21 protein-coding genes, 1 other RNA gene and 3 pseudogenes are annotated in these 21,987 nt (G+C 40.5%); 6 read left to right on the top strand and 19 right to left on the bottom strand.

Annotated elements, in window-relative coordinates:
- Nucleotides 1–376: 376 nt before the first annotated feature.
- Nucleotides 377–1,357, bottom strand: coding sequence for an ankyrin repeat domain-containing protein (locus tag OGY19_RS00380; RefSeq protein WP_232101137.1), 981 nt, complete (start codon nucleotides 1,355–1,357; stop codon nucleotides 377–379).
- 186 nt (nucleotides 1,358–1,543) lie between these two features.
- Here OGY19_RS00380 and OGY19_RS00375 point away from each other — a divergent pair.
- Nucleotides 1,544–1,691, top strand: a pseudogene (locus OGY19_RS00375) (ATP-binding protein); the annotation flags it as partial.
- A gap of 66 nt (nucleotides 1,692–1,757) precedes the next feature.
- On the opposite strand, the pseudogene OGY19_RS00370 reads toward OGY19_RS00375, so the two are convergent.
- Nucleotides 1,758–1,884 (bottom strand): annotated as a pseudogene (locus tag OGY19_RS00370) (IS3 family transposase); the annotation flags it as partial.
- 240 nt (nucleotides 1,885–2,124) lie between these two features.
- Here OGY19_RS00370 and OGY19_RS00365 point away from each other — a divergent pair.
- The 3 genes from OGY19_RS00365 (at nucleotide 2,125) to OGY19_RS00355 (ending at nucleotide 3,788) form a co-directional block, all read left to right on the top strand.
- Complete coding sequence (locus tag OGY19_RS00365; RefSeq protein ID WP_016246264.1) at nucleotides 2,125–2,979, top strand: DUF6387 family protein; 855 nt, start codon at nucleotides 2,125–2,127, stop codon at nucleotides 2,977–2,979.
- A 122-nt stretch (nucleotides 2,980–3,101) separates the two neighbouring features.
- Nucleotides 3,102–3,308 carry a helix-turn-helix transcriptional regulator gene (locus tag OGY19_RS00360; RefSeq protein WP_032298274.1) on the top strand — a complete coding sequence of 69 codons (207 nt, stop codon included), beginning with the start codon at nucleotides 3,102–3,104 and terminating at the stop codon, nucleotides 3,306–3,308.
- A gap of 204 nt (nucleotides 3,309–3,512) precedes the next feature.
- On the top strand, nucleotides 3,513–3,788 hold the full coding sequence (locus OGY19_RS00355; protein ID WP_001065761.1) for a hypothetical protein: 276 nt from the start codon (nucleotides 3,513–3,515) through the stop codon (nucleotides 3,786–3,788).
- A gap of 173 nt (nucleotides 3,789–3,961) precedes the next feature.
- On the opposite strand, the gene OGY19_RS00350 is transcribed toward OGY19_RS00355, so the two are convergent.
- Together OGY19_RS00350 and OGY19_RS00345 are read right to left on the bottom strand one after the other, a co-directional pair.
- The gene (locus tag OGY19_RS00350) at nucleotides 3,962–4,267 is read right to left on the bottom strand and encodes a hypothetical protein (protein WP_112016340.1); all 306 of its coding nucleotides are present in this window, start codon (nucleotides 4,265–4,267) and stop codon (nucleotides 3,962–3,964) included.
- A gap of 70 nt (nucleotides 4,268–4,337) precedes the next feature.
- Nucleotides 4,338–4,901 (bottom strand): helix-turn-helix domain-containing protein, encoded by a 564-nt coding sequence (locus tag OGY19_RS00345; RefSeq protein WP_032298277.1) that lies wholly within the window; start codon nucleotides 4,899–4,901, stop codon nucleotides 4,338–4,340.
- A 995-nt stretch (nucleotides 4,902–5,896) separates the two neighbouring features.
- Between OGY19_RS00345 and OGY19_RS00340 the strand changes: the two genes are divergently transcribed.
- Complete coding sequence (locus tag OGY19_RS00340) at nucleotides 5,897–6,322, top strand: hypothetical protein (protein ID WP_016246259.1); 426 nt, start codon at nucleotides 5,897–5,899, stop codon at nucleotides 6,320–6,322.
- Nucleotides 6,323–6,462: 140 nt separating this feature from the next.
- On the opposite strand, the gene OGY19_RS00335 is transcribed toward OGY19_RS00340, so the two are convergent.
- The 13 genes from OGY19_RS00335 to OGY19_RS00285 all read right to left on the bottom strand — a co-directional run bounded on the left by OGY19_RS00335 (nucleotide 6,463) and on the right by OGY19_RS00285 (nucleotide 18,678).
- Nucleotides 6,463–6,783 carry a hypothetical protein gene (locus tag OGY19_RS00335; protein ID WP_016246258.1) on the bottom strand — a complete coding sequence of 107 codons (321 nt, stop codon included), beginning with the start codon at nucleotides 6,781–6,783 and terminating at the stop codon, nucleotides 6,463–6,465.
- A 26-nt stretch (nucleotides 6,784–6,809) separates the two neighbouring features.
- The gene (locus OGY19_RS00330; RefSeq protein ID WP_016239769.1) at nucleotides 6,810–7,196 is read right to left on the bottom strand and encodes an SEN1984 family lipoprotein; all 387 of its coding nucleotides are present in this window, start codon (nucleotides 7,194–7,196) and stop codon (nucleotides 6,810–6,812) included.
- A 49-nt stretch (nucleotides 7,197–7,245) separates the two neighbouring features.
- The gene (locus OGY19_RS00325) at nucleotides 7,246–7,518 is read right to left on the bottom strand and encodes a hypothetical protein (RefSeq protein WP_016246257.1); all 273 of its coding nucleotides are present in this window, start codon (nucleotides 7,516–7,518) and stop codon (nucleotides 7,246–7,248) included.
- Nucleotides 7,519–7,706: 188 nt separating this feature from the next.
- Nucleotides 7,707–8,924 carry a relaxase/mobilization nuclease domain-containing protein gene (locus tag OGY19_RS00320; protein WP_016246256.1) on the bottom strand — a complete coding sequence of 406 codons (1,218 nt, stop codon included), beginning with the start codon at nucleotides 8,922–8,924 and terminating at the stop codon, nucleotides 7,707–7,709.
- Nucleotides 8,921–9,325 carry a hypothetical protein gene (locus OGY19_RS00315; RefSeq protein ID WP_012139001.1) on the bottom strand — a complete coding sequence of 135 codons (405 nt, stop codon included), beginning with the start codon at nucleotides 9,323–9,325 and terminating at the stop codon, nucleotides 8,921–8,923. Before OGY19_RS00315 ends, OGY19_RS00320 begins: the two co-directional genes overlap by 4 nt.
- Nucleotides 9,326–9,502: 177 nt before the next feature.
- Nucleotides 9,503–10,447 (bottom strand): ankyrin repeat domain-containing protein, encoded by a 945-nt coding sequence (locus OGY19_RS00310; protein WP_021554038.1) that lies wholly within the window; start codon nucleotides 10,445–10,447, stop codon nucleotides 9,503–9,505.
- A gap of 15 nt (nucleotides 10,448–10,462) precedes the next feature.
- A complete protein-coding gene (locus tag OGY19_RS24390) occupies nucleotides 10,463–10,903 on the bottom strand; it encodes a hypothetical protein (RefSeq protein ID WP_001044498.1) in 441 nt (146 codons plus the stop codon).
- A 356-nt stretch (nucleotides 10,904–11,259) separates the two neighbouring features.
- Nucleotides 11,260–12,246: an ankyrin repeat domain-containing protein gene (locus OGY19_RS00305; protein ID WP_073544700.1), complete on the bottom strand. Its 987-nt coding sequence runs from the start codon at nucleotides 12,244–12,246 to the stop codon at nucleotides 11,260–11,262.
- A complete protein-coding gene (locus tag OGY19_RS24525; RefSeq protein ID WP_502873216.1) occupies nucleotides 12,227–12,688 on the bottom strand; it encodes a KwaA family protein in 462 nt (153 codons plus the stop codon). Before OGY19_RS24525 ends, OGY19_RS00305 begins: the two co-directional genes overlap by 20 nt.
- A 51-nt stretch (nucleotides 12,689–12,739) precedes the next feature.
- A complete protein-coding gene (locus tag OGY19_RS00300) occupies nucleotides 12,740–15,979 on the bottom strand; it encodes a type I restriction endonuclease subunit R (protein WP_110869412.1) in 3,240 nt (1,079 codons plus the stop codon).
- 58 nt (nucleotides 15,980–16,037) lie between these two features.
- Complete coding sequence (locus OGY19_RS00295) at nucleotides 16,038–16,634, bottom strand: restriction endonuclease subunit S (RefSeq protein ID WP_286596182.1); 597 nt, start codon at nucleotides 16,632–16,634, stop codon at nucleotides 16,038–16,040.
- Nucleotides 16,580–17,134, bottom strand: a complete 555-nt coding sequence (locus tag OGY19_RS00290; protein ID WP_286596181.1) for a restriction endonuclease subunit S — start codon at nucleotides 17,132–17,134, stop codon at nucleotides 16,580–16,582. The genes OGY19_RS00295 and OGY19_RS00290 overlap by 55 nt, the downstream gene beginning before the upstream one ends.
- Nucleotides 17,131–18,678, bottom strand: coding sequence for a type I restriction-modification system subunit M (locus OGY19_RS00285; protein WP_286596180.1), 1,548 nt, complete (start codon nucleotides 18,676–18,678; stop codon nucleotides 17,131–17,133). The genes OGY19_RS00290 and OGY19_RS00285 overlap by 4 nt, the downstream gene beginning before the upstream one ends.
- A 202-nt stretch (nucleotides 18,679–18,880) precedes the next feature.
- Here OGY19_RS00285 and OGY19_RS00280 point away from each other — a divergent pair.
- Nucleotides 18,881–19,127 (top strand): annotated as a pseudogene (locus OGY19_RS00280) (integrase core domain-containing protein); the annotation flags it as partial.
- Nucleotides 19,128–20,221: 1,094 nt separating this feature from the next.
- Here OGY19_RS00280 and OGY19_RS00275 read toward each other — a convergent pair.
- Together OGY19_RS00275 and ssrA are read right to left on the bottom strand one after the other, a co-directional pair.
- On the bottom strand, nucleotides 20,222–21,451 hold the full coding sequence (locus tag OGY19_RS00275; protein ID WP_174592890.1) for an integrase arm-type DNA-binding domain-containing protein: 1,230 nt from the start codon (nucleotides 21,449–21,451) through the stop codon (nucleotides 20,222–20,224).
- Between the two features lie 165 nt (nucleotides 21,452–21,616).
- Nucleotides 21,617–21,980: a transfer-messenger RNA gene (gene ssrA, locus OGY19_RS00270) on the bottom strand.
- Nucleotides 21,981–21,987: the final 7 nt, after the last annotated feature.

Here is a 21,987-nt window from a genome sequence, read left to right as displayed (position 1 = left end):
GTTTCTATGAAAACTGATCGCGAGAGCACGATTAGGAGATCAGAACCTGATTTGACATTGATACTGGCTATCAGCGACGGGCAGTTCCTGAATACGTCTGACAATTCTTTACCTCATTAGTTTTTATTTTCAGAAGTGCCGTGATCCAGCACGAGTGCTGATAACCAATATCACTTGGGTAATGATTGACAAGTTTACTAAACAACGAGCAGATATTTTCAAATTGCCTGCTGCTTCCACATCATCAGGCAGAGGCGTCAGACCCTTAGCACCATACGTTTCATAGAGTAATTCCCAATATAGTTAATGCTGAATTTCTTTGTTCATGTTGAGGCAGTATATTGAAACAATTCGAATAAATCACACATATAAGCTCTCACAATCTTCCGCCATTTTTAACTGTTACAGATATACTTTTAGCAGGTTTTAAATGCTTGGAGATTTCTTTCTGTTCGCGACGGATTTTGTATGAATTAATTTCTTCGTAATCCTTGTGTTTATTTATTTTTGATAAATCAACCAAGAGCTTATTTCTTATCATCCACTTTACAATTTGCTTGTCGATATCTTTATAGAGAGGGCCGCCTTTGTATTTATAGAAGTGAATATCATGAATTTCACTGATGAAATCAAGTATGGATAAGATTTCTTTATAATCACCAATGTAACTGTTAATGGTGAAATGGTCTTTATTAAGTTCTATTTTGAATCCATGTTCAGAAAGGTAATACAAGAAAAAGGCTGAGTCGAGATTACAAAAATCTACATGCAGCGTTCTTCTGTCAAATCTATCAATATGCGAAAGAATGATATCATGTAATTCATAATCATATACATTGTCAATAAACCCTTTCCCTGAATGATCAATTTGATTGACATTGCATCCAGCATCTATTGCTACGGATAAAACTTCCGGGGAGAGGGGCAGGAAGAGAATATTTCTTCCTTTTTTATCGATGTGATTTATATCACAACCAGCATTAATTAATTCTGTCAGTCCTTCAGCATTCCTGTAATGTTCAAAAATGCATGTGTAGCCATTAGTATCCGTATGCGAGGTGTCTAAACCCAGTCCAATCAGTTTCTTCAGTATTTCTGGATTTTTTTGATGAAAGAGCGCATTTTGCCCATGTCCGTTGATATGATGTATATTAATTCCATAACTTAGCAGGCAATCCATGGCTTCCAGGGTTCTGCAGCTAAAAAGGGCATTGTCACCGTTATTATTAACAGCATTAATATCATAGCCAGCTTTTAAAGCATTCTTTATACCATCAGGCGACGTTGCATTGAAGAATGATTCAGAAATGGCAAGGTCTAATGCCTTTTCTAATAATCCCTTTTGTAATAAGGACATGACTAAGTCCATAAACACCCCCATGAAAAAATGTTTAAGTCATTAAATATCAGAAATTCTGTGAAATGCAACAACTGGGGAAAGGTGTTCATGATGTGCGGAATAAAAATTTCAACAAACCACCCGTGGATACATCAGAAACACCTGCAGTAAATTTACGCCTGTAACCTACCGTCCGGACTATAGGACCAAACCTTCGTGGGAGATGCTACCATTATATCGGCAATGTTGAACCGGATTTTACATCACACACGTCGTACAAATAAAAGGAGAAGGCTATCGACTGAAGCAAAAACGGAAAGCCGGGGTTGTCGCTGAAGCTAATCCTGAGTAAACAAGGTGGATCAACATTAGACCTTCGGTGGTGGCGGTATGTGGATCACTTTTTACCCGTTGTTGACCCCCGGCGCTCCCAAGCCATTTCCAGTGCTCTGATGGTAAGTTTGCTGTCAGGTGAGAATTGAATTTCATTGCCACCCACCGGGTTTTCTGGCAAACAGGTCGAGAACAACGACAAGATACGCCCAGAGTAAAGTAAGAGGCAGGGCGTAGTCGGGTCATATCCCTGCCTCTTCTCTCCTGACAGGACGTAGACCCTGGCAAGTTGCATCAAAAGATAACAAATTTCTCAGTTCAACTTCCTTCTGGCTAGGTTAACGTGCAAGCAGGAACTGCTTTTCATCGATTAGTGAATACGGTAGTTTTTTCAAACTAACTGAACTCTATTCGTATGACTTAAATCTTTAAGAAGGCAGGAGATTTGAATTTTGAAAAACTGGTCACCAGAGCATACTAAAGAAATCAAAGCTTGGCTTGACATAGATAACTATCGCAAGCTCGAAGACATCAGTTTAAATGCCTTGTATCACGAACTTTGGGCAAGAGCGCTTCTGTACAAGCCAGGGCCTACTGACGAAGAAAAGAAAGGGCTATGGGTGTACATGACTGAAATTTTCAGTGGGAACCCCCATCTTTTCAAAGGGAAACAACTCGATTATCCAACAGTTAACGATACTCTCTACAGTCCTCCACACATTTTTATCACGGATATCACCAGGCTTGCTGAACTTAGTGTGATGGCCCTTAGTGTGAATCTTTTCACTTGGGAGGAAGGAAACGATGAATATTGTGTTAATGCGCCTCATCACGAAGCTTATGTGTCACAACTCTTGTCCCCCTTATGTGAGAAAACGGTGTTGCTTGAAATCGATCTTGGTAGTGGTACTGACGATGAAATAGCCGAATCGATAAAAGCGGCCCTGCCACAATGGAGATCGGTAAAAGGAGTGGAAGTTAATGAAACCGGTATCGTTCGTTTCGGCTACGGAACCATTAAAAAAATCATAAATTACAGGTTGGTTGCGATGCTGGACATCTTACTTTGGGCAAAAAGGAAAGAACTAAGAATCTCAGATGATCGCCTCTCCCGGCTTCTTTATACTGATGAAGATGAAGAAACAACTACCCGTTTAGGGTATCACATTAAAGACTCAGATCGTCCGCTTGCGATGAAAGCTGCAACGATAGACTTCATTAGGCAGTTCAATTTTTTCATGAACCGAAATCCCCACCTGAAAAACATGAGAGTTTCAGATGTGATGAAACTCTCTGATTCTAACTGATCTCGAATTCCCGAAGTCTACTACTGCAGGGCAGACCGTAACCCTGCAGTTAGGAAGCTCGCTCCTATCTTTTCCCAACTGTTCGTATAGTGATCCCATCACAACGACAAAGGGAAAACAAAATGAACAATCAAAATACTCGCCTAATTCGCTTCCCAGAAGTTATGAACAGAACCGGCTATGGCAAGGCCTGGATTTATCGTCTAATCAACGAAGGTTTATTTCCACAACCAATAAAAATTGGTTCGCGTGCAATTGCATTTGTCGAAAGCGAAGTTGATGAATGGATCGCATCTGCAATTGAGCGTTCACGTAAAAATGCAGCCTGATTACGGGGTTAATGATGAGTGTATTAAATTTGGTGTGTAAAAATAAATGGTGCTATTCAACAATGAGTAGAGGGCCGCCTGATATTTTATAAGTAGTATTAGGTCAGGCTTTGGTATTAAGAAGTAATAACAATAGTCATTGGTGAAAATTATGATGGCATTTTTACCGTGACATTATAGATTAATAAGTACAGGAGATTTAAAATGAATAATTCAATCAGAGTACCGGAAGATAAAGATTTTGTATGTGCATTTGTGACTTCACCGGATAGCTTGTATGAGGCTATTGAAACCTATCGTAATTATGTAGATCCAGTCGAAGAGATAGAGTTTGAGCACGTCCTTCTTTATTTGTTGTGTTCTATACTGGTCGAGGGTGCTACAGATGTTACCATTAATGATGAAGTACGAATGTGTATTGAGCACCTTGTCAATGAAAAAAATATTATCAGAAAGAATAACGCAGGTAAAAAGGTGTAAAGTCTGTAATAAATTATCATGGGTACAGACAGCACAAGTCTGTACCTTCTTATTTTAATCCTACTGGCAATGATATATAAAAATTATGTGCTTTTGATAGTGGTCATGTGGTTTTGCTATAGCAAGCATGGCAGGATAGGAATATCCTGAACTTTCATTCTCTGCCCTTTGTTTTATTTAAGATAACTGAAAAATACAGGGTTTAAACGATACTGGTATTTAAACTCAGTACACATAATAACATTTGTATCAATCAGTTTATCGATGGCCTGATAAAATCGGGCTGGTGTGATATGTATCTCTTCCTGCTGTGCGATGGATGTTGCACGGTGAAAACTCAGGTAAACAGTGCTTTTATCTGGTGTGTATGAAGCGATTAATGTGAGAAGCCAAAACACATTGTGAACAGTATTGTTCAGATTGCGTTGTTCATCTGATAATTTATTCTGGTGAAGGTAAGCAGGGAGTCTTTGTTTCATAAAGATATCCTTTATTTTGTTAAATTTTTCGCTGGTGTCAGGAGTAAAATCACCAGCGCTGTTATGTCTTTTAAAATGGAATGCCGTCAGTTGGATATCTGTTTCTGGATTTTTTTACAGGCTTTGTTTTTCGCCCTGCGCGATAAAAGTTGAATGAAGTGGCAAAGTCTTCAGTCTCAAGTCTTGATTTACTGAATTTATCCATCAGATCTTCATTGAAACGATGAGGAATACCTTTCACGCATAAATTAGAATTCAGGTAAACCTGACCATCTTCAGCATTACGGATCAGTATTTTCCTCTCAAATAATTCTCTGAATGCACGTGAAACATTCGATTTATTCAGTCCTAACTCTCTGGCGGTACGTGACTGTGAAAAGCCAGGGATAATATTTCCATAATCAATGGCTGAGAAAAGATAAAGAACAATTCTGAATGCCGTTGGTGTCAGATCCATTCGGGCGAGTGTGGCCGTATTATCTTTAAAGACCATCGAAAAATCGTCACGAAAGGATGTCTTTTTACAGGCACTTGCTTTAACTTTTATTTCTTCCAGATCTTCGGGCATAACATCTAATGCTTCTGCAATAATTGCTTTTTGTTCTTTAGTTAACATAACACTTGTGTTTGACATAATGGCTCCTTTTTTATTATTCTGATAACAGATATGGCATATTAAATTTGTTTGTCAATATTCTTAGTAATAAAAATTTAAAAAATATTATATTTATTGCTCTGTGATTATTTTTTTTAGTGGAATATTAAGGGTTGTCAGAGTTATTACGAAGGGTGCTAAATTTCACCATCACCTGTTATGTCCTTAATAATTTTTGGTTCTGAAAGATACAACCAATATTACATCTTAACTTGTTGATGTAATTGATTAATTTTCTTTTTGAATTTGCAAGATAAAAGAGTGATAAAGAAACAAGAAACCGAAATTTAGCTTTAGACTGACACAAAATTCCATTGTACACAGTTTGACAAACACTGCTATTGCTGATTTTCCTTCGTAATATTATTCCTTAAGTGAAGCCTGCGCACCTGTGTGTTGCGCCACTGGGCTTCAGAACATTGCTATAGTGTTTAACTGTCAGTAGAAATACGCTTCGCGCAGGAGTTCAGACAGTTGGGTTTAGCTCTCAGCACAAATATGCTTCGCGCAGGATTCAGACTGCTGAGTTTAGCGAAAGAGTGGATCCAACTACATGATTTACCCGTTAACTTAATACGGCTCACGCCGGAACCCCTTCGGAAAAATCCTTTCTGCTTCAGCGAGTGAGTGCTGAGGGCACTCAGCGGCGCTGCAAGGGGGATTAAGCGTTGGGTTTTCATCTGACGGGTAAAAATAATCTACATATATCTGTCGTCGGGGGCGTGAGCCAGTGCGTAGCACTCTCTCAAAAAAATTCCTGAAGGGGTTTTATCTGAAATCTAGAAACTACCTGGCTTTTGAAAAAAGGAAGTGGTAATGCAATCGATCGGACTCAACATTGCAACAGCGAAAGCTGTTTCCAGTATTAACAGAATAAATAGTTGTCATTTTAAAATAAAATATTTTCAATTTTGTATTGATTTAAATTTTAAAGCTGATAGTACTTAATTATAAAAACAAAAAAGGAGAGGGTTATGAGTAATATTTGTGTTTCATCTCAGGAAGAAAAGTTTATATTTGTTGTTGATAAATATATAACACACCATCGCGACAGTGTTAATAACAATAATTTTTACAGAAAACTTTATGTGCTTTTCGCTGGATATCATCTGAAGTATTTTTATTCACGGGCGCAATATCGCTATTCGTGTTATCACGTTGATAATATCATGCAGATGTTTATGGGTGTCGTTTCTACCCTGAAGCCCCCTCTGCTCAGGCAACTCGCTAACAGTGACACATTGCTGCATTGCCTGAATTCGCTCGTGAATTATATTTCAGGCAATCTGGATGAAGCAGAGCACATTTATGCTGATTTACTGGCACAGTATGAAAAGAAACGCATTGCACGTTCTCTGGCTTATACACCACCAGGATCCGTGGTCAGGAAAAGGCTGTGAGGCAGCGGAAATGCGCCGGGCAAGGCAGAGTATGGCAGAGTGACATAAGAGCAGTCGTTTCCCGCAAGACATTACCGGGCATTAAAAAGGCAGGGCCACCCATTCGGTGTCCCGCCTGTCGTGATGGTTTTACGGTGGGTTTACTTATCAACGACCTGCCAGCCATCATCCGTTTTGACAAGGGTTACAGCAGCAGTACGCTTTTCGTTATCGACAATAGCCGTCACATTGCATTTATAGCTTTTATCCGATACTTTCACGCAGTCATGCTTTTTGACAGATTTTAATTCCCGCAGTGCGTCTTTCGGGACATCTTTACCTGCTATGGATTTAACGATGGCATTCGTCTGCTCCACGACCTTATTCATCGCAGTGTAAATATCCTGCTCAGACGGTTCACCGGTACAGCCACTCAGCAAAAAAATGGACGCAATGAGTGTGGCAAATGCATATGTTTTCATAAAATAATCCCAGACTGTAGAGTACGTTATTGAATAAGACCGGTTTTCATCTTGCTGTTGTTTTCAGAGAACGTCCACTTGCTGACCGTTTCGCCTTTAAATTCGATTTCCAGCGTTTTGGCCTGCGTCTGTGAACCCCCTGTCAGCAGTCCAATCACGGGAATAAATGTGGTGGCATCAAACTGATTGTTATCCATGGAATAAGTCCATTCTTCATTGCCACTATCAAGTGTAGTTTTGGTTTCCGGCTCACCTAATGCGGTAATGATTTCTGATTTCGTTGTTTTATTTTTGATAATCTTCGACTGCAGACTTTGTGATGTTTCTTTTTTTAGATGCTGGTTGCCTGATATTGAACAACCAGAAATAAGGAATGCAGAAATAAAAAAAACAGAAATCATGAATCTGTTCATAAGTTCTCCCATATTAATTTTTTATGTTTGCGGTGGTGCGAAATTAATATCACCGTATAAAAACAACTCTGTCTGCATATTTCTTTTTAATTATGCAGATAAGAATAATGACGCTGGAAAAAAATGTAATGACTGAGACAGGAGTGCTACCGGTCAATGAAAATACTAACCAGGCGAGACCGAATGCCACGAATTGAAACAGGAATGCCACACTGAGCGGACTTTCACCATAGGCCACTTTTGCATGGCAACCTTTGCAAATCCGCACGCCGTACGGGCTTTGTGTAAAGCAGAAGGGGCAGCTAATCGTTTTACTATCCATCATGACTCCGTGGCCTGATTTAAGGTGATGTATTTTTGAACATTTTCGATGAATGATCCGCTTTAGTAAAATTGCTTGTACCGATCGATGGATCTTGGTTGATAGGTTGTAACTATCATAACTAGTTTATCGATCTATATAAACGATCAATATTTTGTTGACTATTACTAAAGTATGGACTGTTTAACTTATGGTGCAGGATGGGGGTTGTTTTTAACTAATTGTTCTTTAATGGGATTTGTTGTCATGGAATGACAGGGTGTCAGAAGATGCAGGTGCAGGATTTGGTGGAAAGGATGTGCAGTGGCATGTAACAGAGACATGCCCCTGCGCCTGAGAAGTGCCACAATATGGCCGAGTAATACAAGCCACGAATGCAGACGACGCTGGCGGGGTATCTGACGAGCTGTATTGTGCAGTTTGCTCCTGAGTTGAATGACACCCACTGTTTCCTGTTGTCTTTCCAGACGAATTTTTTCTTCAAGCTGAAGGATTTTCTCCAGAATCGTTTCCCGGTTTGCAGCCTGTTCTTCAGGCTCGCATGATGGCACTGGCACTGGCACTGGCACTGGCACTGGCACTGGCACAGTCTGCTGTTGCTCTTTTTTCAGTAAAGCCAGGTGCTCTGGTGTAAAATCAATCTGTGTTTGCAGAGAAGACCAGCCATACTTTTTTCCAAGCTGAGACGCTTTAAAGGCAATGCCCTGGTACTGAAATGAAAAGCCGTTCATTTTTCCCGTTGAGGCGATATTGGGTTTACAGTTCACGCCTTCCTTTTCCAGCATAGTGATAAAAGTCAGCAAATCAGGGCGGCCGGTTAACGCATTATCAATCAGGCTCTGCAGAGTGGACCTGGGGCAGGGAGTTGTCGTTCTTTCAGCCATCATCAGCTCGTTGCGGGAAGGCTTTCTTTTCTCCTGACTATGACTACTGATTGCAGATGTGGTTTGAGTGAGTTTGTGGACTTTCTCCAGCTCGCTGATAATCCGGGTACTGATAAGATTTTCATTTTTCCCAAGGTACAGCTTCCCACCGACCATGTTAATTCTGTTAGCTATTATATGGATATGCTGCCCGTCCGAATCATCGTGCATGATATAGCAGCGAAGATGGGTTTCAGTGAATCCCATCCGGGTCATATAATCGTCAGCGAATGCCGCCCATTGTCTGACTGACAGTGTTTCTCCCTTTGGCAGGCGAATCGAATTATGCCAGACAGGTTTGGCGACACCGGGGCGCAGTAGTCTTGTGCCTTCAAATTCACTGATAAGTTCAGCAGCAGTGCTTCCCGTCATGTTGCCACCGATAATATAAGGCGTGATTTTGTGGTGAGATCCTGACTTAAGGCTATAGAGAACCACACCTGCAAACTGTTTACCCCGCTTTATTTTCTGCATGCCTTTCACTGGTCTTGCTCCAGAAAGGTTGATGGAATAAGGTGATCCCTGAGAGTTTTGATTTGTCTGCGCAGGGCGAAGAGTTCTGTACGGGTCAGTTCGCTGTCAGGGCTTTTGCTGTCGAGATGATTCAGCAGGCGGTTTAAATCCTGTGAAAGGTTGCCGAGTTTAACCCATGCTTCACGATTGATTTCAGGTAATACCGGTGGGAGTTTGTTGAGGGATGCCATTCTTAGCCATTCCCCTTTTTTATAAGGGCCTCTTTTACTATCGAGAATAGATAATTCTTCTTCGTTTAACCGAACGCTGACGCAGTGAGTTCGAACTTCATTAGGTGAATATTTTGCTGTATGGAATTTACCTCTTCTTGAGCTTCTTGATAGATCTTCTTTACTTTCATTTTTATGCATATCTAACCTTTTTTAAAATGTGTTCATGATCTACAGTTAGCGCATTGGTAAAATAAGTCAAGGCAGTGTCGAAATTTATAAATAAGAGAGGTGGAGCAGATTGCTAATTAGGTAATCTGCTCTGGGTAAATATAGGGTTCATATTAAATTCATTATGACAGTGAGGAGGGGCGGAGGTTACAATCTACGTTTTACTGGCATTAAAGAGATTGTTTGTTTCATAATTTCGCTAAGTTTCTTTCTCTCATGTTCTGCTATATATTTACAAATCTCATCATGTCGAATATGCTGTTCCAGTTGTTTTTTATCTATTTTGATGTCATTGCGGATAAACCATTTAATGGTTTCAATGTCCCCGCGTAAATCATAACCTCGCAGTACAATATGGCGAAAATGTGTTTTGCTGATATCTGTCTTCTTCTTTAGTTCACTGAAGAAAGAGCTCATTTCATTTTCATTGGCACTTAGATAAACCTGGCAGTTATCAGAGATAGTAAAGTTAAGGTTTTTCTTCTGAAGCAAATCCATTATCTGCAGACTTTCGCTGTTGAGGTAGTTGAAAATTACTGGACTGCTATCCTTCATACTAATATGACGAATGAGCATTTTGGCTTTGAAATCGCCTAATGAATAGCAAATTTCAAAAATACCGTGACCCTGGTTATCTCTGTGGTTTATATCGCAACCGGCCTGTACCATCAAATCAAAGATAGAGTGATTTTTTACGTAAAAAAGTATTGTTCTTCCGCATTTATCCACATTGTTGACATTAATTCCAGCATTGATCAGGGTTTTGCAACAGGATATATTATCAGCTAACGAGCATAAACAGGTTTGGCCGAGACCATTTTTGTGGTGTATATCTACGCCGGAATCAATCAATTTTTTCAGTATGTGAGGATTTCGCTGGTTAAACAAAACATTGTGACCATAGTTGTCAGCATGGTTAAAATCTATTCCTGCTTTAACCAGAGTGTCAATCATTCTTGGGTTTTTACAGTAAAACAGTATATTTCTTCCAAACGAATCCAGTGTATTAATATCGGAGCCTGCATTAATGCAAGCCTGAATGTCTTTTGGAGTTTTACAAGAGAGTAATGCATTTATTGCGTTGTTATTCATAATTTTTCTCCTCTGTTAAGCGACTAATCTGATATAGTTGTCATGGTTGGTTTTATATTCCTTTATTTTTTTAATGTCTTCGTAAATTCGAGCGAGTGAAAACCATGAGATCTCTTTCAACATGTTTTTGTTGCTTACATACAAAATGTTACCACCGCGAAATGAAAAAGCATTATGGAATGTACTTTCATTCGTCGTTTTGAGAAATCGTATGAAATTTTTTATTGTCTCTTTTTTGTTCATGTTATAAGAGGTGAATGTATAGATAGAGAATACGGTTAAAATATTTCTCTTCGAGACCATATGTCTTGAGAAATAATCGAAATAAAATCTTTGCTCCTGAGTGTCACTTTTGCAGAAAAAAGAAAATTGTGGATTATATAATCTATAAAGATCTGCGTTCTTTTTTGTTTTGGCGAGATAGTTAGTCAGGCTTGGATAGTTTGTTTTATTCATTTTAGTTCTCCTTTATTTAATTAACAAAGGAAATATATATTATTAAATAAACAAAATGCAAATATATTTTTATATTTATTTAATTAAATAGATATATTTTTATTATATTTCATATAAGGTGTTGTTTTTCATTGTTATATTATTTTTATCAAAAAGTGCTGTGTTTTATCTGATTGATTTGGTTTGAGAGTAGTGATTGATATTGTATGAATTGGCGATGAGGGTGTTTTAAAAAATAAATTTATCAAAGTGCTAAGGTGCAATGTGGGGCTTTGTATTAAATTAATGATGTTAGCGCCCCTTGGCTATCTAACTAAAGGTTAAAGCCAAGGGGAGAGTGTTCAGGCATATTCAATTCATAATCTTTTTTTTGTAATTGCTTTACAGGTAACTGGTTGAAGCGTTGTTCGTAAAACCTTTTGCTCTCTCTGTGATTTTTCCTGGAGGATTTCTTCATAGAAGTAGCGTTCTTTTAGTGATTCTACATCAACTTTTATATCATGACATATTAACCATTTAATTAGCAGTCTTCCTACATATTGAGTCAGTAGATATGTACTGTTTATGTAAAACCAAACATGACTAATGTCTGTCAGTTTCTTTAGTTGTAAAATTAATTTTTTAACGTCGGCATTTGTTGGTGTGATAATGCACTTATCACTTATCTCAAATTCATTTTTTTGCTTTATAAGTAACGACAAGAGCTCAATTGATTTAAATGTAATGTTCGTGAATACAATTTTTGAACTGTCTTTAAGATGAATATTACGGATAAGAAAACGAATGTAGTTATCGTTTTTAGATTCCCAGTGAGTATATTTACCAACTATGCTGTGGTTTTCTGACTGCCAGTAATCGAATGCTGTCTGCCCGCTTAAATTTTTATGATTAATGTCGCAACCAGCCTCAATGAGTGCATCGTATACATATCCTTCAAATGGAATGAAAAGAAAGGAATTGCCATAGCTATCTTTGGTATGGATATCTAGTCCTGCTTTGATAAGATATTTTACTAACCCTGGTGAAACATCAATATGTTGAATCGCAAGGGTGCCTGACTTATTCCGGTGGTTAACATTAATACCATTGCTGACAAGAAGTTCCACTGTTTCAACATTTTGAGCATAGAATAATGCATTATTACCTTCATTATCCAAGTGGTGAATGTCAATGTCAGCGTCAATCATTGCCTGTATAGCTTCAGGTACATTACAGGTAAAAAGAGCAGTTTGGCCTTTACTATTGCATATATTTATATCCATGCCAGCCTTAAGGCAACGAAGGACACCATTTTTAGACTTTACACGGAATAGGTTATTTTTATTATTTTCGCTTGATATCATTGTTTATCTCCTTTTTTGTTGTTTTCAAGATATTAATGACACCAGATTGTACGGTATTCAAATTTATTTTTGTTTTATTAGTAAGCGAGCTGGCATCTCGCCTACAAACTAAGGGCATTATATAAGTGGTTAAAAACTCTAAATGTTCATGGTTTTCATTGCTGATATCCGAGACAGTGCATGCAACAGACCAACCCGAACCAAAGCTATTTGCAAGGACTATTAAAATAATTGCACCAATAAAGATGAAAATCAAACTAACTATGAAAACGATATTTCTCACTTTCAATGACGAGATTGAGAGAGTAAAGTTTTCCGTGAAAATATAGTCCCACACATTTTTTATCAAAACCTTATCGTAGGACATAATTAATAATGATAAAAATAAAAGCCACAGTGATAGTATATATAGTACTGTTTTAAGATATGGCCTGCTATCCATTAGCTTCTCCTGTATAACTTAAAATAGTTTATATGCTAAGAATTTAGGGAATCATTTTCCTAATTCTCCAGCTAAAAGTTCAGCCTGCTTCAAAATGGTCTCTGTGGCGAGCAAGGACATATCGGGTGGATAACCATATTTTTTGAGCAGACGTTTTACCACCACGCGAATTTTTGCTCTTGCTGCTTCTTTCACTGTCCAGTCAAGACTGACATTGTTGCGGATAGCCTCCGTAAGTACGACTGCCAGTTCTCGTAGTTTTTCCTTTTCCATTAACTCGCGAGCACTGTCGTTATCTGCAACAGCAGAATAGAAGGCATATTCATAAGCGCTGAGGTTTAACTGGGTGGCAAGGCTGTCAGATTCCTGGATAGTCTTGGCAAGCTTGATTAGCTCATCAATTACCTCCGCTGCGGTCAGTACCTTGTTCTGGTAGCCATTGATTGCAGAGGTCAGCATATCAATCAGTTTTTTGCCTTGGGTGATACTTTGATTCGAGCGAACCTTAATCTCGTCAGAAAGCAGTTTTTTAAGCGTTTCCAAAGCAATATTTCTGTGTTGGTAATCCTTCATTTCCTGAAGGAATTCTTCAGAAAGAACGGAAATATCTGGCTTTTGTATCCCAGCAGCGTCAAAAATATCAACAACTTTATCGGTAACCAGAGCCTGATCGATAGTCTGTTTTACCCGAACTTCCAGACTGTCATTGTGTTCTTCTTCTGATCCGTCTGAGTTTTCAGTAAATTTATTCAGTCTGGCTTTTACGGCCTGGAAGAATGCTACTTCGGGTGCCGCTTCCATTGCTTTATCGTGCGGTGTCGCCAATGCAAATGCCTGCGATAAGGCTGCAACCGCAGCCAGGAAACGCATTTTACCTTTACCGTTATCCAGCCCTAAAATATGGTTTTCTGATTCAAGAATAATTGTCAGGCGTTGTGAGGTAGTTGCGGCAAAGTAAGCTTTGTAATCGTATCCATGCATCATGCCTTCCAGGATTTCCAGCTTTTCCTGCATGAGCGTTACGGCTTCTTCCTGAACCTCAGCAGGATCTCCACGTCCACCTGCATCAGAGTAAAAGGAGAGGGCTTCTTTTAAATCAGAGGCAATGCCCAGATAGTCAACAACCAGACCGCCTATCTTATCTTTATACACACGGTTCACACGGGCAATTGCCTGCATAAGGTTGTGGCCTTTCATTGGTTTGTCGATATACAGCGTATGCATGCTGGGAGCGTCGAAGCCGGTTAACCACATATCACGCACTATCACCAGTTTCAGCTTGTCGTCGTCATCCTTCATACGGTTAGCCAGAACCTGACGTTCTTTTTTTGTGGTGTGGTGTTTGGCAATTTCTGGCCCGTCAGCAGCAGAAGAGGTCATGACGACTTTTATTATACCGTCATTTAAATCATCGCTGTGCCATTCAGGTTTTAAGGCTATGATTTCTTTATATAGTTCAGCAGCAATACGGCGGGACATGGTAACAATCATGCCCTTACCATGATCGGCATTGGATTTTAAGCGCTGCTCAAAGTGCAGAACCATATCCGCCGCAATCGCTTTAATACGTTTTGAACTGCCAATCAAACCTTCGATTCTGGCCCATTTAGAACGTTCTTTTTGCGTGAGCGTCAGTTCGTCCTCGTTAAACTCATCATCAAAGTCTTCAATAAGCTGACGACCTTCATCACTGATGGCAATTTTGGCAAGACGGCTTTCATAAAAGATACGAACTGTTGCACCATCTTCAACGGCCTGCGAGATATCGTAGATATCAACATAGTTACCAAAAACAGCAGGCGTGTTGACGTCCGTTTTTTCTATGGGGGTTCCGGTAAAGCCGAGATAGGTCGCATTAGGTAAGGCATCACGCATATATTTGGCAAAGCCGTAAACGGTGCGTTTACCTGTTACGTTGCCTTCGCTGTCTTTCACGTCAACTTCTTTGGCGCTGAAACCGTACTGGGAACGGTGTGCTTCATCAGCGATAACGACAATATTGGTTCTGTCTGACAACAACTCATAGATATTGCTGCCATCATCAGGCTGGAATTTTTGAATAGTAGTAAACACCACACCGCCAGAGGCGACACGCAAATATTCTTTGAGTTCTTCCCGGTTGTTGGCCTGTTTTGGTGTCTGACGAAGTAGCTGGGTCGCGGAAGAGAACGTACCGAATAGCTGATCATCTAAGTCGTTACGGTCAGTAATCACAACAACTGTCGGATTATCCAGCGCCAGCACAATTTTCCCGGTATAAAACACCATCGAAAGCGATTTACCGGAACCCTGAGTATGCCAGACTACGCCCGCTTTGCGATCTCCGGTTTTTTGCGCATTAACAAGATCTTTACTGTTACGTCCCTGCTGGCGCAGTGCCACTTCGGCAGAGGGGGAGTCCGCATTCACCGCTGAGGCACGAATAGTGGAAAGAACTGCTGCATTGACCGCGTAGTACTGGTGATAAGCCGCCATTTTTTTAACAGTACGGATACTGATAATCCCTTTGCTGTCTTCATGTTTGCTGGCCTCAAACACGATAAAGTGGCGGATTATATCCAGCAGCGTTACAGGATTAAGCAACCCCTGTAATAAAACTTCAAGCTGTGGTTGGGTACTGGTGGCTTGCGTTTTACCGTTAGCAGTTTTCCACGTCATATAACGACTGAAATCGGCAGAAACCGTCCCCGCTTTGGCTTCCAGCCCGTCAGATATCACATTAAAAGCATTGTAGTTAAACAGACCGGGGATTTGGTTCTGATAGGTTTTAATCTGATTATAGGCACCTGTTACCGTTGCATTTTCGTCAGCGGCATTTTTAAGTTCGATAACGACTAATGGCAGGCCATTGATGAATAAAATAAGATCAGGTCGGCGGGTATGGTTGCCTTCTTTGATGGTGAGCTGATTAATGACCAGAAATGCATTATTAGTGGGATCGTTAAAGTCGATCAGGCTGGCCAGTTCTCCTTGTGTATTACCATCCTTGCTGACTTCGATATTGATTCCTTCGGTCAAAAGGCGATGAAAGGTTAGATTGTTTGCCATTAGGTCAGGTGAGCTGATCTGCATCACCTGTTTTAGAGCTTCTTCACACTTCTGCTCACTAAGGTGCGGGTTAATTCGTTGCAATGCTGTACGCACTTTATCTTCAAGGATAACCTGCTGATAGCTACGTAACGGATTGATTCCACTGGGTTCAATGTCCGGGCCGTAAACATACTCATAGCCCAGCCCTTGCAGGTGCTCAATTGCCATTACTTCAATATCGGATTCGGTCATCTTTGCCATGCGTACTGTCCTTATTGCCGCTTAACCAGAGAGCGGGTTGTGCACCCACTTAATTATTTTATGCTACTGACGCGATTGCTTCTTCTGCATACTGAACCCGTAATTCACCGCTCATGAGCTTCGGTAAGAGGGTATCGCGGAGGTTTTCTAGTGTATTAACCTGTGTTGAGTTAATTTTGATTTTATTAAAAAAGCCTTCGCAAAAACTGTTGAAATTAATAATCATTTCAAATGAAGGAAGAGTTATAGATGAACTCATTGCTGAATCTCTGTTTAGCCCCGGAACGGCTGAATCACTATTCATATTCTCAAAACCTAAAGATTTGAGCAAAAAATACTCATAAAATAATTTGCTATTTTTTATTTTGCTTTCAATGTAATAACTGGTGTCAATTGGGTAAAAATTTTCATACATGTAATAAACTTTACCAAGAGTACCTTTGCGGCCAATAACTATCCCAGGCGCATTAACTAAGTATTCATTATGAAATCCGACTATTCCCCCTGATGCAACGACAGGAAAACCTTCTCCCGATCTGTTTTCTTGTTTGAGGGCTTTTCCATATTTAAGAGAAATAATGTCTGAAAGCTTTCCTTCTTTCAGATTATCTTGTTGTTCATTATCCAGCCACTGCCTAAACAGAGTTTCAGCCATAGATCCCACGTTTTATTCTGGCGATGAAGCAGGTCTATTTTGTCTTTAAGAGAGGACAAAATAGAGGCGATGGCTTTTTGTTCAGATTCATCAATTGGTAAGTAAAGAGGAATCAAATTTAGCGATGCTTTATTTAATTTTGGTTGAGCAGCACCTGTTAAATAAGGAGATAGATCAAGTTGTGAAAAATATTGGATTATCAATGCCGTTAAATGGGGCTTTTTAGCTTTAAGGACATGAGCGTGATTATTAACCCAAAATTTTCCAGTAGCTTCAAATGCTATAGGTGTTTTTCTGGACTTTAAGTTTTCTCCATCTTCAGAAATAAGGATGTAGCTGCCATCAAAAATATAATTGTCGATATAATCGACAATTCCTGACGCTCCATAATATGGAAAATTTCCTTTCTTATGGGCTCGTTCCATAGCACTCAAAGGAATTCTTTGTGCGTTGCAAAAATCTGCTAATTCAGTTATACAAAAATTTCTCCACCTACTCATAAAACCACCTTCGCCAGATTATCAACGATGGCTCTGTTCAGACGCGCCTCTTCTTCCAGTTGCGCTTCAAACTCAGCTTTAAGAGCCGTAAAGCGTTCTTTGAAGTCGAAATCGTCTTCTTCATCAGCGAGACCAACATAACGGCCCGGAGTCAGCACATAATCGAGTTTAGCCACTTCATCAATGTCTACGGACGCACAGAAACCCGCCACATCTTCATAGTCGCCACCTTTGTTACGCCAGTTATGGTAGGTGTCTGCGATGGTTTTAATATCGTCGTCAGAAAGCACTTTGGTACGACGATTAATCAAATGACCAAGATTACGGGCATCGATAAACAGAATTTCTTTACTGCGATCACGATACTGGTTGCTGTTATGACGGTCACGGCGCATAAACCATAATGCAGCAGGGATCTGAGTATTCAGGAACAGCTTTGCCGGTAAGTTGACGATACAGTCAATCACATTGGCATCTTTTACCAGTGCAGCACGAATATCACCTTCACCAGAGCTTTTAGAAGTTAATGCCCCTTTTGCCAGAACAACACCCGCTTGCCCTTTAGGAGACAAGTGATACAAAAAATGTTGCATCCATGCAAAGTTAGCGTTGCCAGCAGGTGGAATGCCATATTGCCAGCGGGCATCACCACGAAGCTGCTCACCGGACCAGTCGGAAACGTTAAACGGTGGGTTAGCAATGATAAAATCAGATTTTAAATCTTTATGAGCATCGTTAAGGAATGAACCTTCATTATTCCAGCGAACGTGTTCGGAGTTAATGCCACGAATTGCCAGGTTCATTTTTGCCAGACGCCAGGTGGTCTGGTTGGATTCCTGACCGTAAATCGAAATATCGTCAATATTTCCCTGATGCGCTTCAACAAATTTTTCTGACTGAACGAACATACCACCGGAACCGCAGCAAGGGTCAAAGACTCGGCCTTTATAGGGTTCCAGCATGGTAACCAGCAGGCTTACGATGGATTTTGGCGTATAGAACTGACCGCCCTGTTTGCCTTCTGCCAGTGCAAATTCACCAAGGAAGTATTCGAATACGTGGCCTAATACATCAGCAGAACGCGCTTTGGCATCTCCCAGTGCAATGTTGCCAATCAGATCTATCAGTTCACCCAGTACAGTGGCGTCGAGGTTCTGGCGAGCGTAGACTTTCGGCAACACACCTTTTAGCTGTGGGTTACCCGCTTCGATAAGCTCCATAGCATCATCAACCAGCTTACCGATTTCGGGTAGCTTGGCCTTAGATATTAGATAGTTCCAGCGTGCAAGCTCAGGGACAAAGAAAATGTTGTAAGCAGTGTACTCGTCTTTATCTTCCGGGTCAGCGCCTGTGAACTCGCCTTCACCAGCCTTCAGCAACTCATAATGAGATTCAAAAGAATCAGAAATATACTTAAGGAAAATCAGGCCCAGCACGACATGCTTGTACTCGGCTGCATCAATGTTCTTACGTAGCTTGTCAGCTGCTTTCCACAGGATGACCTCTAACGGGTCTGTTTTGATTTCTTTAGGTTTTCTGGCCATTAGCGTAACCTTGTGAAGGGGGACGATGGCCCTATTTTGCCTTAAAGTTCCGCTTGTTACGAGCTTATACAGCGATTAATTATTGTCTGGTTTTAGTGTGTTTGTTTAGCTCAGCAAGTGCAATGACTCATGGAGTAAGTGCTTTGTAGCGGGATTGTAGATGTCAGGTCATTGCCGTCAATGGAGCCACTGTCATTGGCATAATTGCAGCATAGCCGATGCCACGCGCACATTCGCCAGTTCACTGGGGTTCATCGTGTGTACTACACCAGTACGCATCCGGAAAGCAACGGCATGGCAGAATCGTTTGTAAAGACGTTCAAGCGGAATTACGTGTAAGTAAATGATCTGCCGGATGCAGTCTCAGTGATGGAAAAATGGCAGAATGGATAGAGGATTATGATAATCTGCATCCACACAAGGGGTTGAACATGAAATCGCCACGCTAATATCTTGATGCCATATTAGCAGTTAATTAGCCGTGTCCGTTTTAGCAGGGGCAACTCCAGTATTCAAAAAATGCTTTTTTAGTGCATATGCATGGGGTGAATAGATGTACAGGCTATGACAAACCATATCTATAATTTTTAATGTTTAAAATTCTCCGTTACAGTAAGACATTCCTTATACATTAAATTCCATCTAAGGTTGAATTTTTAATTTAATAAGGTCGCAATCTAAAATGATGTGTGTGGGGTTATTTGTAAGATGATTTTTCTATTTTTGATAGTGGTAGTTAAGGAGGGGGGGGGCTATTCAAAAAAATAGATATTCAAGGTTGGTAGCGGTTTGGTTTCTTTTCTAACCGAAGGGCAGAAAAGCAAGGGGAACTCGAAGAAGCAAGCGCAGCGGCTTCGCTGAGTTAGCCCTTGCTTTAGTTATAATAATAAAAAACGTAGTAACGGATATTCTTATGTAAATATATACAGCTTCGCTTGCATTGATTTTAAAGCTTCTCTTGCAGTTCAGGAGAAGCTCCGAATGCATCGCTTCGGTAGCTTAAAGGAAGTTATATGAAAAGGCTGTTTAAATGCTTCGCTTGTATTGATTTTAAAGGCTTCTCTTGCAGCGCAGGTAGTGCTTCTAATATACATCTTCGATTGTGCAAGTGAAACCCGGTAATACATTTCTTTAGCTCAAGATTATAATGGGCTATAACAGTGAATGGTAAATGTATAGGTGTGAAATTATTATTGTGTATTGAATTTGTATTAGTTATTTTTTTTAAAGGCTGATTATTTGTAAGTGAAAAATAAATTTTATTTGACAGGATTAGGATAAGTTATATTTTCATTTGATTATAAGTAACGGGGGGGATAGTATGGATTTTATTTTTTTTAAAAGTATAATGGCATTGCCAGATCTAACATTAATTATAGAAATAAATCACATCACAGACGTTGACATTATTTAAAAATGATTTATTAATAATGTATGTCATCAAGTGTTTTTGCTGATATGTATCCTGTACTATGTACAGTTTGTTATTTGCCCCATGTATGGGGATACTGGAAAGGCTACTGATTAGTAGCCTTTCGTCCCTTTAAGCAGCAAAAATTTTAAGCTGTTGCGCCAGGACATAATCTCCCCACCACTGCATGAGAGCTACTCGTTCGGTAATATATTCCGCACGATTATATGCAGCGATAATTTCGTCTTTTTTTGAGTGGGCAAGGGCCGCTTCAAGGGCATCTGTCCTGAACTTACCTGACTCTTCCGCTGCCGTTCTTGCAATAGATCGCATCCCGTGGGCAACAAGTTCACCTCCCAAGCCCATACGGATAATTGCTGCATTGGCTGTTTGTTCATGCATATGATTTAAGGGAGCCTTTATGCTGGGAAATACCCACTCGCGGTGCCCACTGATTGATTCCATAGACTTGAGTATCCGAAGAGATTGTTTGCTTAATGGGACCTTATGAGGTTTTTTCATCTTCATAAATTCAGCTGGGATGTTCCACATGCTGTTATCCATATCTATATCAGACCATCTTGCGCGGACAGCTTCACCAGGGCGAACCCATGTGAGAAGTTGCCATTCAATCAGTAGTCTTGTTTCTAAACGGACAGAAGCATTGTTCAGTGCTGCCAGAAAACGAGGGAGTTCAGAGGGGGGTAAGGCAGGCATATTCTGTTTTTTAGGCTTACTGAAACGTTGGCCTAGATTATCTGCGGGGTTAAATTCAATCAGCTCTTCTGTAGCCGCCCAACGGAAGATTTCATTCAACCTGGAAATTAGCCGCCGCAAGGTTTCCAGTACTCCCCGTTGTTCAATTGGATCAAGATGCTGTTTTAAGAGCTTGGGACGGATCTCATTGATTGGCACATTACCCAGACCGGGGAAAATATTTCGTTCAAGGCTCCGCCAGATGTCTTCTGCATGGTCTTGTGAGATGCCAGAGGTCTTTACCTTCTCATCCAACCATTTTCTCGCCACGGCTTGTAATGTGTGTTCTGTGGCATTCTTTAATGCATTAGCTTTATCGTTGTTATGGACTTGAGGGTCCGTGCCATTGGCAAGCAAGGAGAGGTATTCATCACGTAAGGCTCTTGCTCTTGCCAGGGTAAGGTGAGGGTAGGTCCCAAGGCTCATCTTGGTTCTTTTCTTGCTCACTGGTACTGAATACCTGAAATACCAATTCTTTTTCCCACCTGTTGAGAGGGGAGAGATTCGTAGAATCAAGCCATCACCGTCAAACAAGTTGATTTCTTTGTCTGCTGGCTTGGTGTTTTTGATTTCAGTGTCGGTGAGTTTCTTCGCGATCTTTGCCATTTTGGGACCCTCGATTTTTGGACCCTTTGTCTTGGGTCCCATTTAGGGTGCCATAACTCGTGGTTCTCAGCAATTCTCACTAGACGACAATGGACGTAAAAAAGCCCGCAGAGCTTGTGCTGTGCGGGCTTAGTAGACTTTACTGAACTTCGGTACATCAATATTTGGTGGAGCTGGCGGGAGTTGAACCCGCGTCCGAAATTCCTACATCCTCGGTACTACATGCTTAGTCAGTCTTTACATTCGCCTGGCACCTGCGGACAGACACGCCACTACCAGACTAGCCTGATTAGTTTTAACGCTTCAACCCCAGGCAGGGCATCCACGCGATCTCTTTTGGGTTTGACCTCTCTTTGATCCCCGTCTTAAGAGCGGAAGCTAGGGAGAGAGGGCTCAGAGCAGGTTATTAAGCTGCTAAAGCGTAGTTTTCGTCGTTTGCGACTATTTTTTTGCGGCTTTTTACGAGGCCAACCGCCCCTCGGCATGCACCTTGGGTTTCGCGAATCCCGTCGAATCCAGAATCAGCCCCAATGTGT

This window comes from Citrobacter sp. Cy070, from assembly GCF_030332245.1.
GTDB lineage: Bacteria > Pseudomonadota > Gammaproteobacteria > Enterobacterales > Enterobacteriaceae > Citrobacter > Citrobacter youngae.
This window is presented reverse-complemented; position numbering and strand designations above follow the sequence as displayed.

What these genes read in the sequence shown, in the direction of transcription:
- OGY19_RS00380 (WP_232101137.1), bottom strand. Translation starts at nt 1,357, where the DNA reads ATGTCCTTATTACAAAAGGGATTATTAGAAAAGGCATTAGACCTTGCC.
- OGY19_RS00360 (WP_032298274.1), top strand. Translation starts at nt 3,102, where the DNA reads ATGAACAATCAAAATACTCGCCTAATTCGCTTCCCAGAAGTTATGAAC.
- OGY19_RS00355 (WP_001065761.1), top strand. Translation starts at nt 3,513, where the DNA reads ATGAATAATTCAATCAGAGTACCGGAAGATAAAGATTTTGTATGTGCA.
- OGY19_RS00350 (WP_112016340.1), bottom strand. Translation starts at nt 4,267, where the DNA reads ATGAAACAAAGACTCCCTGCTTACCTTCACCAGAATAAATTATCAGAT.
- OGY19_RS00345 (WP_032298277.1), bottom strand. Translation starts at nt 4,901, where the DNA reads ATGTCAAACACAAGTGTTATGTTAACTAAAGAACAAAAAGCAATTATT.
- OGY19_RS00340 (WP_016246259.1), top strand. Translation starts at nt 5,897, where the DNA reads ATGAGTAATATTTGTGTTTCATCTCAGGAAGAAAAGTTTATATTTGTT.
- OGY19_RS00335 (WP_016246258.1), bottom strand. Translation starts at nt 6,783, where the DNA reads ATGAAAACATATGCATTTGCCACACTCATTGCGTCCATTTTTTTGCTG.
- OGY19_RS00330 (WP_016239769.1), bottom strand. Translation starts at nt 7,196, where the DNA reads ATGAACAGATTCATGATTTCTGTTTTTTTTATTTCTGCATTCCTTATT.
- OGY19_RS00325 (WP_016246257.1), bottom strand. Translation starts at nt 7,518, where the DNA reads ATGGATAGTAAAACGATTAGCTGCCCCTTCTGCTTTACACAAAGCCCG.
- OGY19_RS00315 (WP_012139001.1), bottom strand. Translation starts at nt 9,325, where the DNA reads ATGCATAAAAATGAAAGTAAAGAAGATCTATCAAGAAGCTCAAGAAGA.
- OGY19_RS00310 (WP_021554038.1), bottom strand. Translation starts at nt 10,447, where the DNA reads ATGAATAACAACGCAATAAATGCATTACTCTCTTGTAAAACTCCAAAA.
- OGY19_RS24390 (WP_001044498.1), bottom strand. Translation starts at nt 10,903, where the DNA reads ATGAATAAAACAAACTATCCAAGCCTGACTAACTATCTCGCCAAAACA.
- OGY19_RS00305 (WP_073544700.1), bottom strand. Translation starts at nt 12,246, where the DNA reads ATGATATCAAGCGAAAATAATAAAAATAACCTATTCCGTGTAAAGTCT.
- OGY19_RS24525 (WP_502873216.1), bottom strand. Translation starts at nt 12,688, where the DNA reads ATGGATAGCAGGCCATATCTTAAAACAGTACTATATATACTATCACTG.
- OGY19_RS00300 (WP_110869412.1), bottom strand. Translation starts at nt 15,979, where the DNA reads ATGGCAAAGATGACCGAATCCGATATTGAAGTAATGGCAATTGAGCAC.
- OGY19_RS00295 (WP_286596182.1), bottom strand. Translation starts at nt 16,634, where the DNA reads ATGGCTGAAACTCTGTTTAGGCAGTGGCTGGATAATGAACAACAAGAT.
- OGY19_RS00290 (WP_286596181.1), bottom strand. Translation starts at nt 17,134, where the DNA reads ATGAGTAGGTGGAGAAATTTTTGTATAACTGAATTAGCAGATTTTTGC.
- OGY19_RS00285 (WP_286596180.1), bottom strand. Translation starts at nt 18,678, where the DNA reads ATGGCCAGAAAACCTAAAGAAATCAAAACAGACCCGTTAGAGGTCATC.
- OGY19_RS00275 (WP_174592890.1), bottom strand. Translation starts at nt 21,451, where the DNA reads ATGGCAAAGATCGCGAAGAAACTCACCGACACTGAAATCAAAAACACC.